At 60.8% G+C, this 18,835-nt stretch carries 19 protein-coding genes; 17 read left to right on the top strand and 2 right to left on the bottom strand.

Going from position 1 to position 18,835, the window contains the following annotated elements; genetic code table 11:
- Nucleotides 1-132 precede the first annotated feature (132 nt).
- Nucleotides 133-4,146: an FIMAH domain-containing protein gene (locus tag DLM86_RS08020; protein WP_158289388.1), complete on the top strand. Its 4,014-nt coding sequence runs from the start codon at nucleotides 133-135 to the stop codon at nucleotides 4,144-4,146.
- Between the two features lie 112 nt (nucleotides 4,147-4,258).
- Here DLM86_RS08020 and DLM86_RS08015 read toward each other — a convergent pair whose 3' ends face one another.
- Nucleotides 4,259-5,632: an MFS transporter gene (locus tag DLM86_RS08015; RefSeq protein ID WP_110839466.1), complete on the bottom strand. Its 1,374-nt coding sequence runs from the start codon at nucleotides 5,630-5,632 to the stop codon at nucleotides 4,259-4,261.
- A gap of 115 nt (nucleotides 5,633-5,747) precedes the next feature.
- Between DLM86_RS08015 and DLM86_RS08010 the strand changes: the two genes are divergently transcribed.
- The 7 genes from DLM86_RS08010 to DLM86_RS32320 all read left to right on the top strand — a co-directional run bounded on the left by DLM86_RS08010 (nucleotide 5,748) and on the right by DLM86_RS32320 (nucleotide 11,143).
- Nucleotides 5,748-6,092, top strand: coding sequence for an ArsR/SmtB family transcription factor (locus tag DLM86_RS08010; protein ID WP_110839465.1), 345 nt, complete (start codon nucleotides 5,748-5,750; stop codon nucleotides 6,090-6,092).
- Nucleotides 6,093-6,308: 216 nt separating this feature from the next.
- Entirely contained in the window at nucleotides 6,309-7,184 is an 876-nt protein-coding gene (locus DLM86_RS08005; RefSeq protein ID WP_110839464.1) for an aminoglycoside 6-adenylyltransferase, read from the top strand.
- Nucleotides 7,185-7,294: 110 nt separating this feature from the next.
- On the top strand, nucleotides 7,295-8,164 hold the full coding sequence (locus tag DLM86_RS08000) for a phosphotransferase family protein (RefSeq protein ID WP_110839463.1): 870 nt from the start codon (nucleotides 7,295-7,297) through the stop codon (nucleotides 8,162-8,164).
- A gap of 294 nt (nucleotides 8,165-8,458) precedes the next feature.
- Complete coding sequence (locus DLM86_RS07995; RefSeq protein WP_110839462.1) at nucleotides 8,459-9,430, top strand: glycosyltransferase; 972 nt, start codon at nucleotides 8,459-8,461, stop codon at nucleotides 9,428-9,430.
- Nucleotides 9,427-10,608 (top strand): NAD-dependent epimerase/dehydratase family protein, encoded by a 1,182-nt coding sequence (locus DLM86_RS07990; RefSeq protein WP_110839461.1) that lies wholly within the window; start codon nucleotides 9,427-9,429, stop codon nucleotides 10,606-10,608. The genes DLM86_RS07995 and DLM86_RS07990 overlap by 4 nt, the downstream gene beginning before the upstream one ends.
- 30 nt (nucleotides 10,609-10,638) lie before the next feature.
- Nucleotides 10,639-10,845: a hypothetical protein gene (locus DLM86_RS07985; protein WP_110839460.1), complete on the top strand. Its 207-nt coding sequence runs from the start codon at nucleotides 10,639-10,641 to the stop codon at nucleotides 10,843-10,845.
- Nucleotides 10,846-10,969: 124 nt separating this feature from the next.
- On the top strand, nucleotides 10,970-11,143 hold the full coding sequence (locus tag DLM86_RS32320; RefSeq protein WP_170143699.1) for a hypothetical protein: 174 nt from the start codon (nucleotides 10,970-10,972) through the stop codon (nucleotides 11,141-11,143).
- Nucleotides 11,144-11,195: 52 nt separating this feature from the next.
- On the opposite strand, the gene DLM86_RS07980 is transcribed toward DLM86_RS32320, so the two are convergent.
- On the bottom strand, nucleotides 11,196-12,203 hold the full coding sequence (locus tag DLM86_RS07980; protein ID WP_110839459.1) for a DUF3231 family protein: 1,008 nt from the start codon (nucleotides 12,201-12,203) through the stop codon (nucleotides 11,196-11,198).
- Between the two features lie 165 nt (nucleotides 12,204-12,368).
- Here DLM86_RS07980 and DLM86_RS32315 point away from each other — a divergent pair, with 165 nt between their 5' ends.
- The 9 genes from DLM86_RS32315 (at nucleotide 12,369) to DLM86_RS07950 (ending at nucleotide 18,817) form a co-directional block, all read left to right on the top strand.
- The gene (locus DLM86_RS32315) at nucleotides 12,369-12,542 is read left to right on the top strand and encodes a hypothetical protein (protein ID WP_170143698.1); all 174 of its coding nucleotides are present in this window, start codon (nucleotides 12,369-12,371) and stop codon (nucleotides 12,540-12,542) included.
- Between the two features lie 24 nt (nucleotides 12,543-12,566).
- A complete protein-coding gene (locus DLM86_RS32025) occupies nucleotides 12,567-12,719 on the top strand; it encodes a hypothetical protein (protein ID WP_158289387.1) in 153 nt (50 codons plus the stop codon).
- 28 nt (nucleotides 12,720-12,747) lie between these two features.
- Complete coding sequence (locus DLM86_RS32310) at nucleotides 12,748-12,891, top strand: hypothetical protein (protein ID WP_170143697.1); 144 nt, start codon at nucleotides 12,748-12,750, stop codon at nucleotides 12,889-12,891.
- A 216-nt stretch (nucleotides 12,892-13,107) separates the two neighbouring features.
- The gene (locus DLM86_RS07975; RefSeq protein WP_110839458.1) at nucleotides 13,108-13,986 is read left to right on the top strand and encodes a MurR/RpiR family transcriptional regulator; all 879 of its coding nucleotides are present in this window, start codon (nucleotides 13,108-13,110) and stop codon (nucleotides 13,984-13,986) included.
- Nucleotides 13,987-14,032: 46 nt separating this feature from the next.
- Nucleotides 14,033-14,704, top strand: a complete 672-nt coding sequence (locus DLM86_RS07970; RefSeq protein WP_110839457.1) for an N-acetylmannosamine-6-phosphate 2-epimerase — start codon at nucleotides 14,033-14,035, stop codon at nucleotides 14,702-14,704.
- A gap of 43 nt (nucleotides 14,705-14,747) precedes the next feature.
- On the top strand, nucleotides 14,748-15,737 hold the full coding sequence (locus DLM86_RS07965; protein ID WP_110839456.1) for a BadF/BadG/BcrA/BcrD ATPase family protein: 990 nt from the start codon (nucleotides 14,748-14,750) through the stop codon (nucleotides 15,735-15,737).
- Nucleotides 15,734-16,480: a sugar isomerase domain-containing protein gene (locus DLM86_RS07960; protein ID WP_110839455.1), complete on the top strand. Its 747-nt coding sequence runs from the start codon at nucleotides 15,734-15,736 to the stop codon at nucleotides 16,478-16,480. The genes DLM86_RS07965 and DLM86_RS07960 overlap by 4 nt, the downstream gene beginning before the upstream one ends.
- A gap of 33 nt (nucleotides 16,481-16,513) precedes the next feature.
- On the top strand, nucleotides 16,514-17,875 hold the full coding sequence (locus DLM86_RS07955; RefSeq protein WP_110839454.1) for an ABC transporter substrate-binding protein: 1,362 nt from the start codon (nucleotides 16,514-16,516) through the stop codon (nucleotides 17,873-17,875).
- 27 nt (nucleotides 17,876-17,902) lie between these two features.
- The gene (locus tag DLM86_RS07950; protein ID WP_110839453.1) at nucleotides 17,903-18,817 is read left to right on the top strand and encodes a carbohydrate ABC transporter permease; all 915 of its coding nucleotides are present in this window, start codon (nucleotides 17,903-17,905) and stop codon (nucleotides 18,815-18,817) included.
- Nucleotides 18,818-18,835: the final 18 nt, after the last annotated feature.

Below are 18,835 nucleotides of genomic sequence, written 5' to 3'. Positions count from 1 at the left end.
CTGCATCCGCTATCATAGTCGCCGTAAGCCCATTCGAATCCAGTCGGAAACGGGGTGATCCCAAAGCGCGAAAGCGGGACAAGCCGCATCGGACGGCATTCCGAAATCATGTCATGGAGGCGGGAGGCAAGTATGATAAGGAACAAGCGCATTCGAAACGGTTGGATCGTATGGCTCGTCCTGGCCATGGCGGTCGCGGCGGCGCTGCCGGCCGGAGCGGTTCCGGCTCGGGCGGCGGATGCGGCGGGGAACGTACCGCCGATTCTCATTACCGAGCTTGTGCCGGATACGGCCAACGTGAACGGAGCGGACGGCTACGAATTCATCGAGCTGTTCAACCAGACCGATGGACCGATCCGCATGAACGATTACCGTATGCTGTACCGTTACTTGGAAAGCGAGACCGTCTGGGAGCTCGTTCCCGACGACGTCGTCCTCGAATCCGGGCGCACGTTGGTGCTGTGGATCATCAACGCGTACAACACGAGTCTGACGGTCGCCGACTTTAACGCCCATTTCGGCACGTCCTTGACCGAGAACGTCGATATCGTGCGCATTTATTCGGGAGGCATGGCCAATACGCGGATGCGGGAGCTGGTCGTCGCGACGAATACGGGGCACGAGATCGTGTCCGCCTTTTACAACGAAGGCTCGGAAATAACGGCGCCGGACAAAGGCATCTTTTATCGGTATCCTTCGGACGGCGGCCGCAAAATGGCGCTGATCGGCGGGGGCACCGATCCGGCAACGCCGGGGCGCGTCGAGCCCGGCCAAGTGCCCGGCGAACGCGATCATGTCGGGACGGACGAGACGCCTCCGCAAATCGCCGACCGAACCGGCAAAACGGAAGCGGACCCCGAGGAGCCGCTGGAGCTCGTCGCGGAGGCGCGGGACGAAACGGGCGTCAAGACGCTCGAGCTTCATTACAAGCCGGGCTTGAACGACGCCTATACGACGGTCAATCTGACGGCGGGCCGGACGGACGGCTTGTATCGCGCTGCTATCGATTTTTGGCGGCTGCTGGGCCATCCTTTCCTCGATTATTACTTTACGGCGTCCGACGGGACGCAGGTCGCGACAAGCGAAACGTTCCGCATCGATTTGGGAGCGAACCCCCCGAGCCCGAGAATCGACTGGAAGGCCGGTTCGTTCGCGAAGGGGGAAGCCGTCGTCAAAGCGACGGCGAACGGAGTCGACCCGGAGACGTTGAAGCTCTCGATCGACGGAGCGGAGACCGGCGGCGCATACCGCGAGCTGGAGAAACGGGCATACCTCCTGTTCGAAGCGAACGGGATGAACGGCAAAAATGCGGTCACGATCGGCCGCGACGTCGTCTATATGGCGGACGCCGCCGTGAACCTTTTCGGCACCGTGGCGGCACCGATCGAGCCGGCCAAGCTGAAGGAGGGGGCGAACCGGATCGCGCTGCGGGCGGGCTCGAACGTCCGGCCTTACTTCGAAGACGACCCCGAGACGAATCTCGACGATTTCGACGTGCGGAACGTGCGTCTCGTCTTGTCCGACGGCACGGTCATCCGTTCCGCCGAGTATCCGGATCCGGCGGCGCTGCTCGATTTGGGCGACAACGGACGGTTTTTCCCCGTCGCCTACTTTACGTTCGAGCTGCCGAGAGAGAAGCTGGCTTCGCTGGCGTATCGATGGGATACGACGGCGGCGGCCGACGGCCTCCACCGAATCCGGGCCGCTTCGCCGGACGGCCGGCAGGCGGAGATCGATGTGCAGGTGGACAATACGGCTCCGCTTGTCCGGACCTCGATCGAGGCCGGCCGCCGGTACAAGGGCGCGTTTTCCATCGAAGCGTTCGCCGAGGACGCGGTTTCCGGGCTGAAGCGGATCGAAACCGCCTTGGACGGGAAGCCGATCGCGACCCCGTACCCGGCGTCGTCCACCGTCTTAATGCCAGGCGACCATACGCTGAGCGTGAGGGCCGAAGATAACGCGGGCAACGTCCGGGAGGTAGCGGTCCCGTTCTCGACGCCGGAGGAGCATCCCGAACGACCGGCGTTGATCGCCCCGTCCGACGGGGAAAAGCGGGTTGCGCTTTCGCCGACGCTGCAGGTTCGTGCGGCCGATCCGACGGGCGACCCGATGAAGGTGGACTTCCGGGTGGGATATGCTTATGGGGCGAATGACGCGGAGCGGGTCTCCCTGTTCGCCCATGCGACGGAATGGGAGCCGCCTTCGAGCGGAGCGCCGGCGGGGGAACGGCCGCTTACGGCCGAAGAACGCGCCTCGCTAAGCGCATCGGACGATCGGTATATGGCGACGGATTCGACGGACCGATTTCCGTATTTGCGCATGCAGGTCGAGCTGGATGAAGACGTCGCCGCGGGCTCGCAGGTCGAGGTCGTCTGGGAAGGCCATTCGCTGCCCGGACGCAAAGTGACGATGTACGCGTGGAATAACCGGACGAGCCGGTGGGACGCCGTCGATTCGTACGTTCCCGGGTCCGGGGACGATTTTACGCTGAGAGGGACGGTGAACGGGGGTGACTACGTCCGGGATCGCGTCGTGAACGTCCTGGTGCAGGATCGGATTCCGTCGCGCGGCGAATACGACTATACGTTCGTCTGGATGTCCGACACCCAGTTTTACTCGGAGCTGTATCCGCACATTTACGAGACGCAGGTGAACTGGATCAAGGAAAGGGCGGACGACATGAATATTCGTTACGTCGTCCATACGGGCGATCTCGTGAACGAGCCGACGGCCGACTACCAGTGGGAGCGGGCCGACCGGTATATGAACGTGCTCGACGCGGCCGGCATCCCCTACGGCGTGCTGGCCGGCAACCACGACGTCGGGACGACGAACAGCGATTATGCGACGTACTCCCGTTATTTCGGAGCGGACCGATTCGAAGGCAAGCCTTATTATGCGGAATCGTACGAAAACAACCGCGGCCATTACGACCTCGTGTCGGCGAACGGCAACGACTTCTTGTTCCTGTACATGGGCTGGAGCATCGGCGAGGCGGAGATCGCCTGGATGAACCGGGTGCTGGCCGAGCATCCCGACCGGATCGCGATCGTGTGTCTGCACGATTATTTGCAGCCGGCCGGCACGCGATCGGCGACCGGCAACGTGATTTACGACAAGGTCGTGCGGCCGAATCCGAACGTAAGGGCCGTATTCAGCGGCCATTACACGGGCAGCGCCCTGCTGACCGACGAGCTGGACGATGACGGCGACGGAGCGCCGGATCGGAAGGTGTATCAGATGCTGAACGATTACCAAGGGCACGAGGAAGGCGGCATGGGCTACATGAAGCTGCTCCACTTCGATGCGGAGAGCGGCTCGATCTACGTCAACACGTATTCTCCTTACAAAGACGATTATAACTATTACGATCAGGCGCAGGACGAGCATGAGCTCGTCATGAACTTGACGCCGACGCCGAAGCGGGTGGCGACGGATTACGTGCAGGCCCGTCTGTATACGGACCGCAGCATCGGAGCCGTCGCGGACGTCGCAAGCGGACAAGTGGCGGAGGTCGTCTGGACGGGATTGGCGGGCGGCCGCGGTTATTCGTGGTATGCCGCAGCCGAGGACGCTTTCGGCGGCCGCGCGGTATCGGACATTTGGTCGTTCCGTACGGTCGAAACGATCGAACCGCCCGCCGAACTGCGAGCCGTGTCGATTACGGACACGACCGTCGCGCTGGCCTGGAAGCCGGTCGCCGGAACGGAGGGGAGCACCGTGACGTACGACGTTTACCGGGACGCGAACCGGATCGCCACCGTAACCGGTACGGTTTTTGAAGCGACCGGCTTGGCTGCGGATACGACTTATACGTTCCGCGTCGTCGCCCGGGATGCGCTCGGGGTCGAATCCGAGCCGAGCGCTCCTATCGAGGTGACGACGCTCGTCAGCTTGGCGTCGATCCGCGAGCGGCTCGGCCGCTATATCGAATCGGGCGACGTTCGGGGGCCGCTCGCCGTGCAATTGGAGAACGCGCTGGAGAAGGCCGAAATGTTCGGCGAGCGCAAGCAGGCGGCCAAGGCGCTGCACGATTTCTTGAAGCATCTGAACAATCCGGCGATGGAGCGTCATGCGTCCGCCCCGGCAAAGCGCACGCTGGAGGAGAAAACGAAGGCGCTGCTGGCGATTTGGATGGATACGTAGGCGAATCGTCGACAGCACGGTTCCGGAACAAGCGAAACGGAGACGCACCCGCGGGGTTTGTCTCCGTTTCGTTTTGCGTATGTCCGCTTCAGACGCCGTTTACGCCGGTTCCTCACGTCCGGGCGGCCTGCCGCGAGGCGAAGCGGCGGTATCCGTACGCGCAGCCGATCGCCGCCGCCGCGATCACCGCCATACCCCAATAAATGTTGCCGTACGCGGCCGGAAGAGGAAGGCTGCGCTGCCAGACGAGCGCGCTTGCCGTCGCCGCGACGCCGAACGCGCCGCTGAAAAATTGCAGCAGCTGGAACAGGCCGAGTCCCGAGCCGAGCTGCGACGGCTGCAAAATCCGCGACATTTCGTTCGAAATGCTGCTCGACAAAAACGTGAAGGCGACGCTCATCAGCATATAGATCAGCATGATCGCGACATAAGCCGTACCCGCGAACAGGGCGAATAGGACGGCCGCCGCCAAGACGAGCAGCGGGACGAATTTGAGAATGCTGCCGTTGCCGTGCCGGTCGATGATCGCGCCAACCCGGCGGGAGAGGAGCATGGCGAGCAGCGAGCCGGGGAAAATGACCAGTCCCGCTTCGATCGCGCTCAACCCGAACAAGTTGACCAAAATTTGCGGCATCAGAAAAAGCGTGGCGAAGCTGCACATGTAGGCGACGATGCCGACCGCGCCGAGCAGCAGATAGGACCGGTTGCGGAATAACGCCGGCTGCACGAACGGATCGGCGGCTTGGCGGATGCGTACCGCGAACAGGACGAGCGCGACGATGCCGACGACCGCCGCAAGCCACGCTTGCGTCGTCAAAAAGAGAAGAATGCCCGTCGTGCCCGCCCCGACGAACAGCGCCCCCCAACCGTCGAAGGAGCCTTTGCCCGGCGTTTCCTTCGGGATTTGCGCCATAAACAACGGAACGAGCAGCAGCGTGAGCGCCGTGACGACGAACAGGAAATGCCAGCCCCAATATTGGACGATCGCGCCGCCGACGACCGGGCCGAGCCCAAGGCCGAGCGAAGCGGCGGACATGATCGTGGCCATCGCCTTGCCGCGGCGTTCGAGGGGGATGTAGCGGCTGACCAGCACGAGCGACAGCGCCGGGATCGAGCCCGCCCCCGTAGCCTGCAAAATGCGCACGATCAGGATCAGCACGAAGCTGTCGCTGAACAGGCCGGCGACGGCCGCGACGCTGAGCGACAACAGTCCTGCGACGAACAGGCGCCGAATCGGGACGAAGTCGGACAGCCGGCTGTACGTAATCGACGAGATGGCGAATACGATGGAGTATCCAGTCACGATCCACGACACGGCGGACGGCGACATGGCGAAATCGCGGGATACGGAGGGCAGCGCCAAATTGAACATCATCGTATTCATAATGACCAGGACGATGGCCACCCCGAGCATGGAGGTTACCAATCCTTCCCGCATGGCGGTTTGCTTGGGCAATCGTTGCGTTGCTGCAAGCGGCTTCGACATCGGTATCCCTCTTTCCGAGTTTTGATATTTCGATTATAATCGAACAATAGAAATATATCACGGGCTATGGTAAAATGCAATCATTGGTTTTCATCCCATTTAGGAGGTCGCCGCCATGAAGCCGCTATACCATCCCGATCGGGACGACATCCAGCTCTCTTCCGTTCTATACGCCCTGAGCGATCCCGTCCGTCTGCATCTTGTCGCGGAGCTGCGGAAGGCCGGGGAACGGACTTGCGGCGGCATGGACGTACCGGTCGTCCGGTCGACGCTGTCCCATCATTCCCGCACGCTGCGGGAAGCGGGCGTCGTCCGTGTCCGCGTGCAGGGGACGCAGCGATTTTTGTCCATTCGCACGGACGATTTGGAATACCGGTTCCCCGGACTGCTCGACTCGATTTTGCAGGCGTATGCCAAGTCCGGGGAGGCGGCCGCGTTCCAGGATAAGACCGTGACGTAACCGCGAATCCGCCGCTTGGGACGCTGGTTCTCCGGAAGCCGGCGTGGTATGATATGGAAAAATACGCCGGGACGAAAGGAGCCTGTCTACGATGAAGAAAAGGCTGAACAAGCTGTAACGTGCCGGCCGATCCGGCGTTCGATCCGTTCGCATTCGCGGCCCGCCTTCGGTCATTCGCAAGCAGCGAGTTAACATTCCAATTCGGAGGTTGGGACCATGAACAGGCGAAGCGACAAAGAAATGATGGATACGATACTCGGGTTCGCAGCCGGGGACGAGCGCATTCGCGCCGTCATGATGAACGGCTCCCGCGTCAATCCCGACGCGCCCCGGGATTTGTTTCAGGATTACGATATCGTTTACTTCGTGACGTCGGTCGACGATTTCGTCGCCGACCGAAGCTGGATTCGGCGCTTCGGCGACATTCTGATCATGCAAACGCCGGACGACAACGTCGTCCCGCCGAACGACCGGAGCGACTCGTTCGCGTTCTTGATGCTGTTCACGGACGGGAACCGGATCGATCTTACGTATTGCCCCGTCGAACGCATTTCCCGCTGCCGCGACGACAGTCTCAGCTTGATGCTGCTGGACAAGGACGGGATTGCCGGCGATCTGCCGCCGCCGAGCAACCACGATTATTTGCCCGCACCTCCGTCGGCGAAGCAGTTTGCCGACTGCTGCAACGAATTTTGGTGGGTCAGCACGTACGTGGCCAAAGGATTGTGGCGCGACGAGCTGCCGTACGCGAAATTCATGGTCGACCGCCCGGTGAGAGATATGGTTGCGCTCATGCTGACCTGGCATATCGGTATTCGCTCCGGCTTTACGGCCGATCCGGGGAAGTGCGGCAAATATTTCAAAAGCTGCCTGGAGCCGGCGAAATGGGAGTCGTACGTTCGCACGTATGCGGATGCGGACGTAAACCGAATGTGGGACGCGTTGTTCGAAATGGGCGACTTGTTCCGCGACACGGCGATCGGAGTGGCGAACCGGCTCGGCTTCGAGTACCCTTTTGACGACGACAATAGGGTAACGGCCTATCTGAAGCATGTCCGGGCGCTTCCGAAATCGGCCGGGCGCCTGTATTGATCCCATGCTCGCGAACGAATGGAGCCGCCCGGTGCGGCTCTTTTCGTTGGCGGCGGGGACGGGAACGCTTTTAGTACGATTTGGATTCTATAGCGAAGGAGGCGTGTGGCGTGAAAGAACAGATGGAGCGGATTCGGCTTACGTACCCCGACTTTACGTTCGGCGAGGCGGTGCGAATCGAGACCGGTCAAAACAACGACGTCTGGGTCGTCGATCGGAAGTGGGTGTTCCGGTTTCCGAAGTATGCGTCGGGAGCGGCGGTGCTTCGGGACGAGGTCGTCCTGCTGCAAACGATCCGGGATCGCGTATCGCTGCCCGTTCCCGAGCCGGCGTACTATTCGTTCGCCGAATCGGCCGGACAATCGTTTATGGGATACGCGCTCCTTCCCGGGACTCCGTTATGGAAAGACGAGCTGAGCCGGATTCGGGATCGGGACGCCTTGCTCGGCTTGGCGTCTCAGCTTGCCGAATTTCTCGCCGGGCTGCACGCGATTCCCGCGGACAGCATCCCGTACGCTCGCCGCAACGAAGCCAAAACGCCGCACGAAGAAATGGAGGCGTTGTACGCCGATATCCGGGACAAGCTTTTCCCGCATATGCGGCCCGACGCCAGGGAGAACGTTTCGCGCGCGTTCGAAACGTATGTGCGCGGCACCCGGCTGCCGGCCGCCGCGCACACGATCATTCACGGCGATTTCGGGTCGTCGAATCTGTTATGGGATGCGGGGGAACGCCGCATCACGGGAGTGATCGACTTCGGCGGCTCCGGCCCGGGAGACCCGGCCTACGATTTGGCCGGACTTCGCGCCAGCTACGGGGAGCCGTTTTACGGTTTGGTCGCGGGCTTGTACCCGAACGGCGCGGAACTGCTGGAGCGCGTCACGTTTTACCAAAGCACGTTCGCCCTGCAGGAAGCGCTTCACGGCATCGTGCATGGCGACGAAAAGGCGTTCGAGGCCGGCATCGCGTCGTACCGGTAGAGGCGATTCGACAAGCGGAGCGGCCGAACTTCGGCCCCGGCCGGAAGGATCGGCTTGCACGCAGCGTGACCCGGTCATCGCGCCGCCCCCGAATCGATCCGCAGCGTCGCATGGAAACGGCCGACATCGTTATTCGCTCCATGCGTGACGCTGTCATCGAACTTGTTACCGTCTGCCCACGGCAGACGGTTTTTGGATTTGGGTAACGAACCTCATGACTCCCGTTTTCGGGCTGTGGTACCATCTGGAATGTCAAGAAGGAACCCCCGTACGCGAAGGAAGGAGTTGCCGCTTGTGACCGTTCGACCGACGATCAGCATCGTCATCCCGGCGAGAAACGAAGCCGGACGTATCGCGGACACGATTCGCTGCATTTCGGATACGCGGGTAACGAAATGCGAATTGGAATTCGTCGTCGTCGACGATGCGTCCGACGACGACGGCTGCACCGGTTTGCCGGACGCGAGCCTGTCCCGGGCTGCCGTTCGCGTTCTCCGCATGCCGGAGCGGGCAGGCGTAGCCCGGGCGCGAAATGCCGGGGTCCGGGCGGCCGGGGCGGAAATCGTCTTTATTACGGACGCCCACGTACGCTTCGAGCCGGGCTGGGACGAGGTGGTCCTGCGTCTTGTCGACGACTGCCGCGTCTTGGCGGCGACGGTGTGCGATACCGTCTCGACGTTTCGGGGGTACGGCTGCAGCCTGCTCGTGCCGTTCATGGGGACGACTTGGAACCGTTCGCCGATCGAGGCGGATCCCCCGTTCGTGCAGATCGCGTCGTCGGCCGGAACCGTGCTGGCCCGATCGCTGTTCGACCGGATCGGGGGCTACGACTCCGGGATGAAGGTGTACGGCGGAGCGGAGCCCGAATTCGGCGTGCGCGCCTGGCTGAGCGGGGCGGAAATCGTCTCGGTTCCGGAGCTGCGCGTCTGGCACCGGTTCAAGACGAAGCCGGAAGTTCACCGGTTCATCGCCGACCTGAAACCCTACATGCTTCACAACAGCCTGCGGTTCGGCTTGCTTTACTTGGGCGAGCTCGGAAGCCTGCAGATGATCCGCTATTTCGCCAAGCTGTATCCCGAATTCATCCACCAAGCGCTTCAGGAAGTGGGAGCGGGCGATTACCGCGAGCGCCGGTCCGAATTGGCGGCGACGCTGCGCTACGATTTCGCTTGGCTCGTGCGGAAATTCGGCATCAAGGATCAAACCGGGGCGGATCTGCTTGGCTTGGAGCCGCCGGAGCCGGTCGGGGAAGGAAGGTTCGAATGAGAGTTTGGATCGCCGGCGTCGACGGCTATTTGGGATGGGCGCTGGCCCAACGTCTTGCCTCCCGGGGACATGAGGTAGCCGGGGCGGACAATTACTTCCGGCGGGCGTGGGTGGAGGAGATGGGGGCGTGGAGCGCCATTCCGGTTGCCCCGATGAGCGAGCGGCTTGAAGCGTTCCGCGAACGCTTCGGCAAAAGCATGCCGTTCTGGGAAGGCGACCTGCGCGATTACGGCTTCGTCGAACGGATCGTCCGCGAGTTCCGGCCGGAAGCGATCGTTCATTTGGCCGAATGTCCTTCGGCGCCCTATTCGGCGATCGATGTGGATCATGCCGTCTTCGTCCAGACGAACAATTTGACGACGACGTTCCATCTGTTGTTCGCGATGAAGGCACACGCGCCCGACGCCCATTTGATCAAGCTGGGGACGATGGGCGAATACGGCACGCCGAACCTGGACATTCCGGAAGGGTTTTTCGAAGTGGAGTTCCGCGGCCGCAAGGACCGGCTTCCGTTTCCCCGCCAAGCGGGATCGTGGTACCACTGGAGCAAGGTGCACGGCTCGAACAACGTCATGTTCGCCTGCAAGCTGTGGGGACTCGCCGCCACGGACATCATGCAGGGCATCGTGTTCGGCGCCTATCCCGACGCGTTGAACGAAGACGGGCGGCTTTCGACGCGGCTCGATTTCGATCAAGCGTTCGGCACGATCGTCAACCGGTTCTGCTGTCAGGCAGTGGCCGGCCATCCGCTCACGCTGTACGGCAGCGGCCGCCAGCAGCGGGGCTTCATTCCGCTGCCCGATTCGATGCAATGCTTGACGCTTGCGGTCGAGAATCCGCCGGAACCGGGACAATATCGCGTGCTGAACCAGTTTCAGAATGTGTACCGGCTAGCCGACTGGGCGCACAAAGTCGCCTCGGTCGCGGACGAATTCGGCTTGAAGCCGGACATCCGGCATGTGGACAATCCGCGAATGGAAATGGAGGATCACCATTACCGGCCCGAACACGACGCCTTGTTCCGGCTCGGCTACGAGCCGACGCGCGACATCGACCCGGTGCTGCGCTCGATGATCGCGGCGCTGTTGCCCCATGCGGACCGGATTCGCCGGAAGCGGGAGGCGCTTCTTCCGGACATTCGTTGGGACGGGAGAAGAAGCCGTGCCGAATACCGGTAATGAGCTCGCCTATCGAAAGGAGGTGAGAACATGACGGCGATCGCGGTGGAGAAATTGATCAGCGAGGCGGTGGCGCGCCCGGAACTGCTGGAGATGCTGGCGAAGCAGCCGGAACGGGTCGGGCAAGAGCTCGGATTCGGCTCCGCGCAGCTCGAAGCTTTGAAAAGCGCCGACCGGCAAACGGACCGGCCGATGTACCCGGTTACGTTTACGACCGGCACGACGATTGAAGCCTAATCAGACGGGAAGAGCCGCCGAGTGATCGGCGGTTTTTTTGCGTTCGCCGGCTCCGGCATAGTTCGGACCTCCGATGCGCATAGTAAGGAATGAATTTCCTAATCGAGAGGAGGAGAGACAGTCGATGACAACGAGCAGACAGCATCAGGAAGCGCACGGGATCGGCCAAATCGAGCAGCAGCTCGAACAGCAGGCCCAAGCCGCCGAGGCGATCCAGGGCGGAAGCGAGGCGGACCGCGAAGTGATCGCGGCAAGCCGGGAGCAAGATTCGGAAACCGAGGACGCCCTCGAGTCTTAACCCGAACCGAAACGAAAGAAGCAGCCGTTCCGAAGAGCGGCTGTTTCTTTGTTCATACGTGAGCCAGCTTTTCGCGATCGGGAGCGTGAGGCGGCTCCTCCAGCCATTTCCGTGCGATCATGATATCCATGCCTTCCTTGCCGTAGTCCAATATTTCCGGGATCAGCTTCGAATATTGGGCGACCAAGTCGACCCGGCTGGCCGTACCGAGCGCATGTCCGATATACGTCATGCCTTGCGTGTTCAGCATCGTGACGAGCGTCATGATCAACCGGTTCGAAAACGGCGATATGGTGGACGTCGACACTTCGGAATTGACCATGATCGAGCCCGACAAATCGTCCTTGACCAACGTATCGTTCAAATAATGAATTTGCTTCATGGTCAGTTCCTTGCCGCGAATGAGAAACTGCTTGATCTCGTCGTCGTTGACGACTTGGATAAAGCCCGTAAGCAAAATGAGCCCGAAGTAGTTTCGCTCGATGTTGAAAAACATTTCGGACAGCTCGAGAACGTTGAGCGGACGCTGCTTCTCCAGCCATTTGGACAAAAACGTTTCTTTTTTGTGGATGAATTCGATCCGCTCGGGGTAAGGGATCATCGGAGGCCGGTCGTAGATGCCTTTGGCCAGCATCAAGTTGACCGACAAGTTGTACAAGTCCAGCGTCGATTTCAAGCAATTCGAAAAAAACGTCCGGATGTCTTTGCGGGCGACGTTGGAGGTCAAAATACTGTAATTCAGCAGCGCCATCCGGCTCATCCCGTAAATATAGCTGACCGGAAACAGGTCGAAAAACAGCGGAGGAGCGGAAAGATGGAGATCCTCGTCCGAAAACCCTTTCGGGATCGGAAATTGTTCCGCCTCGAACACGCCCCGGATGAAAGACAGATGGTCGAGCGACATCCGCAGCGTCCGGTCGATCAGCGTTGCGATGTCATCGCTGTTGTCCATTTGCTGGAAATGCTTCGTGATGCAAACGGACATGCATTCGTTGATATAAGTGGACCATAAGCCCGCTATTTCGGTCGACGAAAGCCCGACTTCGTGGGTTATTTTCATTGCCGTTCTCCTTGTGTGGCCGTATTTTGTTAGGAGTATGCCCGACCCCCGAGCCGCTTATGCTTGCGGTCCGTCAAGCGATGGGTAAGCGATTTCGGAATAACGGGAGAGGCGCGACGAATACTAAGCCGGTACGGCCCATTACAAGTCGAAGGGAGAACCGTCATGACGGATACGAATTCCACCGAAGACGTCTTCGCGCCCGTGAACATGAAAAACGAACAATACGATAACCGTCGTATCGTGGAGGACGGCTCCGATCCGATTCAAAGCGCGGAAGAAGACGCCATGGCCGCCATAAAAGGGCATATCGAAAAGCAAGATCGGGAAGGGACTTAAACGAACCGAAGGAGGAACGATTTCGTGAACGAGCGGAAAACCGAAACCGGGGCCGAGCAGCTCGAGCAAACGGTCCGGGCCGAACAGCTGGGCAACCCGGAGAACATCGAAACCGAAGGGCCCGTACAGGCGAAACAGAACCACAAGCTGGATAATTCGAAGATCGAAGTAGAGTAAGTCAGGTTGCGAGGAAGAGGACAAGACGATGACCTATAGCTGCTACTATTGCGAAAAAGAATCCGAGCAGGCGCACAGTATTACCGTTTACGGCCAAGAAGAAGCCGATGAACGGTTCGAGGTGCTATGCGGCGATTGCTATGAAGAGTGGCTGTTATCGCTGAAAGGGTAAAGCTCGAATCCCCCGTTTCCGGATACCGGAGGCGGGGGATTATTCGTACGGGCCCGGCTGGCGCTCAAGCAAACGGTTTGGTGAAGAAATCGAAGAGAATCGTCGTCGATAAAATATTTATCACAACAATTACGTCGAAAAAATATCCTTGCAAAAACGGCCGCACGCCCCTATACTGGGTGTAAATCCAGTCGAATCGAAGAAGGGAATATCCATATGTCGGATCAGACGCAAAAGGTCGCGGAGCCGGTAACCAACGGAGCCACGATTTTCGCCAAAATTCAAAGCTTGTACGGGACGCTGAGCGTCACCGAGAAACGGATCGCCGACTTCGTGCTGAATTCCCCCGAGAAAATCATGTACAGCTCCGTCACGCAGGTGGCCGACGAGCTGCAGGTCGCCCAATCGACCGTCACGCGGTTTACGAAAACGATCGGGCTGCACGGCTTCCAGGAATTGAAAATCCGGCTCGCCCAAGCGACGGAACGGTCGACATCGAACGCCGACGCCGAGGAGGACGACAGTCTGCCGATGAAGATGGCCCAAACCGCGGCGAACAGCGTTTTGGACGTGGCGTCTTATATCGACCGCGAAGCGTTGAAGGAAACGATCGATACGCTGGCCGCCGCCCGACGGATCATGATCTACGGCCTGGGCGAATCGGGGCCGATGGCGCAGCTGCTCAAGATGAAGCTGACCGGCCTCGGCTTGATGGCGGACGCCCATTCGGACATTCATATGCAGTCGATATCCGCGGCGCATCTGGACGAACGGGATGCGGCCGTCGCCATCTCCCAGCAAGGGAGCACGAAGGACGTCGTCGCCGCCTTGCGTTCGGCCCGTTCGGCCGGAGCGAAGACGATCTGCATTACGGGGCAGAGCAAGTCGCCGATCACGGAAGCGTCGGACATCCGGCTCGTCTGCTCGCAGCGGGGAATCGCGAACATCGTCGACAGCTTCAAGAGCAAGACGTCGATCTTGTTCGTCATCGAGCTGATCGCGGTCAGCCTGACGCTGCAATTGTCGGAGGATAACGCCATGGCGGAAGGCAAGCTGTGGAAAACGACTGCGTCGATACTCGACAAGCTGTACTGATTCCGGTTGCCGCAATCGGCAACCGCTTACAAGGAGGAACCCGACGATGGTGGACAACCTGAAGCACAAGCTGATCGTCTCGTGCCAGTCGTGGCCGGGGACGCCGTTCTACGGCGACCCGCGCATGATGCGGGCGATGGCGGAATGCGCGCTCATGGCCGGTGCCGGAGGCATCCGGGCGAACGGACCGGACGACATCCGGGAAATCAAGAAGACGGTGCCGCTGCCGATGATCGGCATATGGAAGGCGCCCGACAAGCGCGGCGTCCGCATCATTACCCCGGATTTCGAAAGCGCCGAAAAGCTGGCCGACGCCGGAGCGGACATCATCGCCATAGACGCGACCGCCGAAGCGAGGCCGGATGAGGAGGAGCTGCGCGAACTCGTCGGACGTATCCGGTCCGAGCTGAAGCTGGCGGTGATGGCCGATATTTCGAATGCGGAGGAGGCGGTGCGCGCCGAACGGTGCGGAGCGGATCTGGCGGCGACGACGATGGCCGGGTATACGTCCTATACGGTCAAGACGGATGGGCCCGATCTCGATCTGATCGAGACGCTCGTCCGGACGGTCCATATTCCGATCGTCGGCGAGGGACGATTTTCGAAGCCGGAGGAAGTGCAGGAGGCGATCCGGAACCGGGGGGCCCACAGCGTCGTCGTGGGGACGTCGATTACGGCGCCGTGGGAAATCGCCGCCCGCTTCGTCCGCGCGATATGACCGGTCGGCTGTTGCGAACCGGATCGGAGGGAGAACCGAAACGATGTACTTGCTTGGAATTGACGGCGGACAAACGTCGACGAAATCGTGCCTGTACGACCATGATAACGGCACATGCCTATTGGCGAGCGGCCCGCCGATCGACCACATGCTGACGCTTAACGGGCAGACGAAATCGAAGCAAGGGATTCAGCAGTCGCTGCAAACGCTGCTCGCCCGGACGACGTTGATGAAGACGGTCGATGCGGCGTTCGTCAGCATCAGCGGCGTCCATAAAGAGCATGAGGACATGATCAAAGGCTGGATCGCGGAATGTCTCCGCGTCGACCGGTTCGTCATCGAGGGCGACGTCAAGGCGAATTTGGCGGGCGCCTCGGCGGGCCGCAACGACGGGGTGCTTCTTATTGGGGGAGGTGGTAGCATCGGCTATTACTGCGACGGGCCGCACGAGTTCGTCGCGGGAGGCTACGGGCACATACTCGGAGACGAAGGCAGCGCGTATTGGATCGGCCTGCAGGCGATCAAGGCCGGCATCCGGTACGACAACGGTTTGGGACCGCAAACCGTTTTGCACGACCGGATTTTGGACCGATTCGGGGAAACGTCTTATTGGGGCGTCAAGAAGCAGGTTCATGCCGACAAAATCGGCCGCGGCGACATCGCCGATTTGGCGACGCTCGTCGAAAAAGCGGCCAACGAAGGCGATGCGGTCGCCCAATCGGTGCTGCTGCAGGCGGGCACGGAGCTGGGAGAGCTGGCGGTATCCGTGCTGACGCAGATGCGGGCGTCGGGCATCGCCGGCATGGATGCGGTCCGGACCGTCTATCCGACGGGAGGCGTGTTCCAATCGGCGCGATGGGTTCGCCGCAGCTTGGAGCAGACGCTGCGCGCCTACGATCCCGGCGTCGACGTCCGCGATCCGTCGTATCCGCCGATCGTCGGCGCGATCCTGCTGGCGGCGGAATCGTTGGGACGGAGCGTTCATTTGCCGGTCATCGACCGGACTTTAGCGGAAGGAGAGATGCGGGCATGAAGTTCGGAGCGGAAGCGGTCTTCGCCTCCATCCTGGAAATCGCGGAGCGGGTGCGCGTCGGTCAAATGGAAGCGATCCGCGAGGCGGGCGGCCGATTGGCGGAACGGCTGCTGCAAGGAGGAGTGATCCACGTATTCGGCGCCGGTCATTCCCGGGCGTTCGGCATGGAAATGTGCGGCCGGGCGGGCGGACTTGCGCCGATGAAGCTGGTCGGTCTTGAAGATATCGCCGCGCTGGACCGATCGGGGGCAATCAACCTCGTGGAGCTCGAGCGCGATCCCGATACGGCGCATCGGCTGCTCGAGCTCCACGACGTCCGTCCGGAGGACGCGTTCGTCGTCGTCTCGAATTCGGGGCGCAACGGAGCACCGGTGGAGCTGGCGCTCGAATGCGCAAGACGCGGCATACCGGTCGTCGCCGTCACGTCGCTCGATCATTCGGGGCAGACGGACAGCCGTCATCCGAGCGGGAAAAGGCTGTTCGAAATCGCCGACGTCGTCATCGACAACGGGTGTCCGTACGGGGACGTCCTTCTGGACGTACCGGGGCTTGACGTGAAGACGGGCTCGGCCTCCAGCGTCGTCGGAGCGCTGATCGCGCAAGCGCTTACGGCGGACATCATCGAGCGCTTCACCGAGTCGGGTCGCACCCCGCCGGTGTATGTCAGCGCCAACGTCGACGGAGGCGACGAGCACAACAAAAAAATAACGGAACAGTACGCGCATCGCCGGATCACGTACTGACCCCAGTCTATCACGGTGAAGGAGGACCTTTCAATGATAGAAGGATCCAAGAGAAGGAGACGGCCGCTGCTGCTGCTGTCGCTGGCGGTCATGCTGGCCGGAGCCGGCTGCTCGTCGGGCCCGAATGAAAGCGCATCCCCGAACGGAGGAGCGACGGGAAGCGCCGGGCAGCCGGAAGGGCAGAAGAAAGCGGCCGAAAAAATAACGTTTTGGCATTATTTGAACGACCGCCACGAGCTGCTCGTCGGCATGGCCAAAGATTTTACCGGCAAAACCGGCATCGAGGTAGACGTCCAGCTGTTCGGCGGAGACGGCTTCAAGCAAAAAATTATCGCCTCCGCCCAAACGAATTCGCTGCCCGATCTGATGACGTACTCCGGCGGCGCGGGCGACCTCGCCAAGCTGATCGAGACGAAAAGCGTCATGGAGCTCGGCGGCAAAATGGCGGAAACGTTCAAGAAGTTTCCCGAGTCGGTCGCGAAAGCGTACGCCTATGCGGAAGGCAATCCGTTCAACGTGAAAGAGTACGGCACGTACGCGGTACCGATGGATACGAACAACATGCAATTCATGTACAACAAAGATTTGTTCGCGAAGGCGGGCGTAGCGGAGCCGCCGAAGACGTGGGAGCAGCTGCTGGAGACGGTCGACAAGCTGCGGGCGGCCGGCATAACGCCGTTCGCGACCGGTATCGGCTCGTGGGTCATCGGCCCGATGGCGGCGCCGTACGAATTCGCTTATATCGGCAAAGAGAAGCTGTTGGACGTGAAAGCCGGCAAGCAGCCGCTGATCGGCTCCGGCTACGAGAACGTACTGAAAATATTCGAAGATTTGTATAAGCATAAAGCGTTCGCGGACGGCATCTCGACGATGGACCTGCCGAAGGCGGAGCAAATGTTCGCGAACGGCGAAGTGGCGATGATTTTCGACGGCTCGTGGGCGATCGGCGTGCTCAACCAGATGAACCCGAGCTTCAAAAACTACGACGCATTCCTGCCGCCCAAGCCGGCCGGAGCCGCGAACGACGTCAAAATTACGGGAGGCATCGGCGTCCCGCTCGTCGTCAGCCAACAGACGAAGCATGCCGACGCCGTGCTGAAATTCGTCGACTACCTGGTCGCGAAGGAGCAGCAGCAGCAATATGCGGCCAAAAGCTTCAATTTGCCGGCGAACATGGACGCGGCGAAGTCGGAAAGCGACATGTCGCCGGCGCTGCGCAGCTTCTCGCTCGGCATGCAGCACGTATACGACACGAACGGCATGTACCCGAGCCCGAACGTGGATACGGCGATGCAGAAGGGCGTGCAGCTGATCGTCATCGGCCAGTCGACGCCGGACAAAGTGTTGAAGCAGATGGACGAGGCGCTGCAAAAAGCGTTGAAGGAAAAGAAATAATCGACGAAAGCGAAGGGAGCCTTGACGATGCCGACGAGCTTGCAACCCGCGCCGGTTGCTCGGCGGAACAACCGGAAGGCGGCGTTCCGCCGAACCGTCAACCTGCTGTACGTGCTGCCGGCTTTGGCGCTGTTCGGCGTATTCTCCTTATACCCGATCGTCAAAACCGTGCAGTACAGCTTTACCGACGCCAACGGCATCAATCCGAACTTCGACTATGTCGGTTGGGCCAACTACCGCAGCGCGCTGACCGATTCCGAGTGGTGGCATGCCGTCGGCAACGGAGGCGTATTCGCCCTGCTGTCGCTCGTCTTCATGAACTCGATCGCGCTGCTGCTCGCCGTCGCGGTGAACGGCAACGTGCGCGGCGGCAAGCTGTATCGGGTCGTCTTCTACATTCCTCCGATCTTGTCCGGCATCGTCGTCGGCTACGTGTGGAAATGGATATACGACCCGAAAGGGATATTGAATTCGGTTCTGCAAGAAATCGGCTTGGGCGACTATACGCACGCCTGGATCGGGTCGACCGACACGGCGCTCGTTGCCGTCGCCGTCAGCTCGATGTGGCAAGGGGTAGGCGGTTCGTTCATCCTGTTCCTCGCCGGATTGCAGGGCATTCCGAAGGAGCTGTACGAGGCGGCCGAGATCGACGGCGCGAACCGCCGGCACAAGCTGCTCCATATTACCGTGCCGTCGCTCAGGCGGGTATACACGATGGTGAACATTTTGACGATATTGGGCGCGCTCGGCATTTTCAACCAAGTGTACGCGATGACGATGGGCGGCCCGGGCTATACGACCGAAGTGCCCGCGCTCCGCATTTACCGCGAGGCGTTCACGAATTCCGATTTCGGCATGTCCAGCGCGTTCTCCATCGTGTTCGGCGTCATGCTGTTCCTGCTGTCGCTGATCCAGCTGAAGCTGTCCGAACGAAAGCCATGATGCGCGGGAGAGAGGAGG

Origin of the sequence: Paenibacillus flagellatus (assembly GCF_003217775.1) — a bacterium.
Classification (GTDB): Bacteria; Bacillota; Bacilli; order Paenibacillales; family NBRC-103111; genus Paenibacillus_AB; species Paenibacillus_AB flagellatus.
This window is presented reverse-complemented; position numbering and strand designations above follow the sequence as displayed.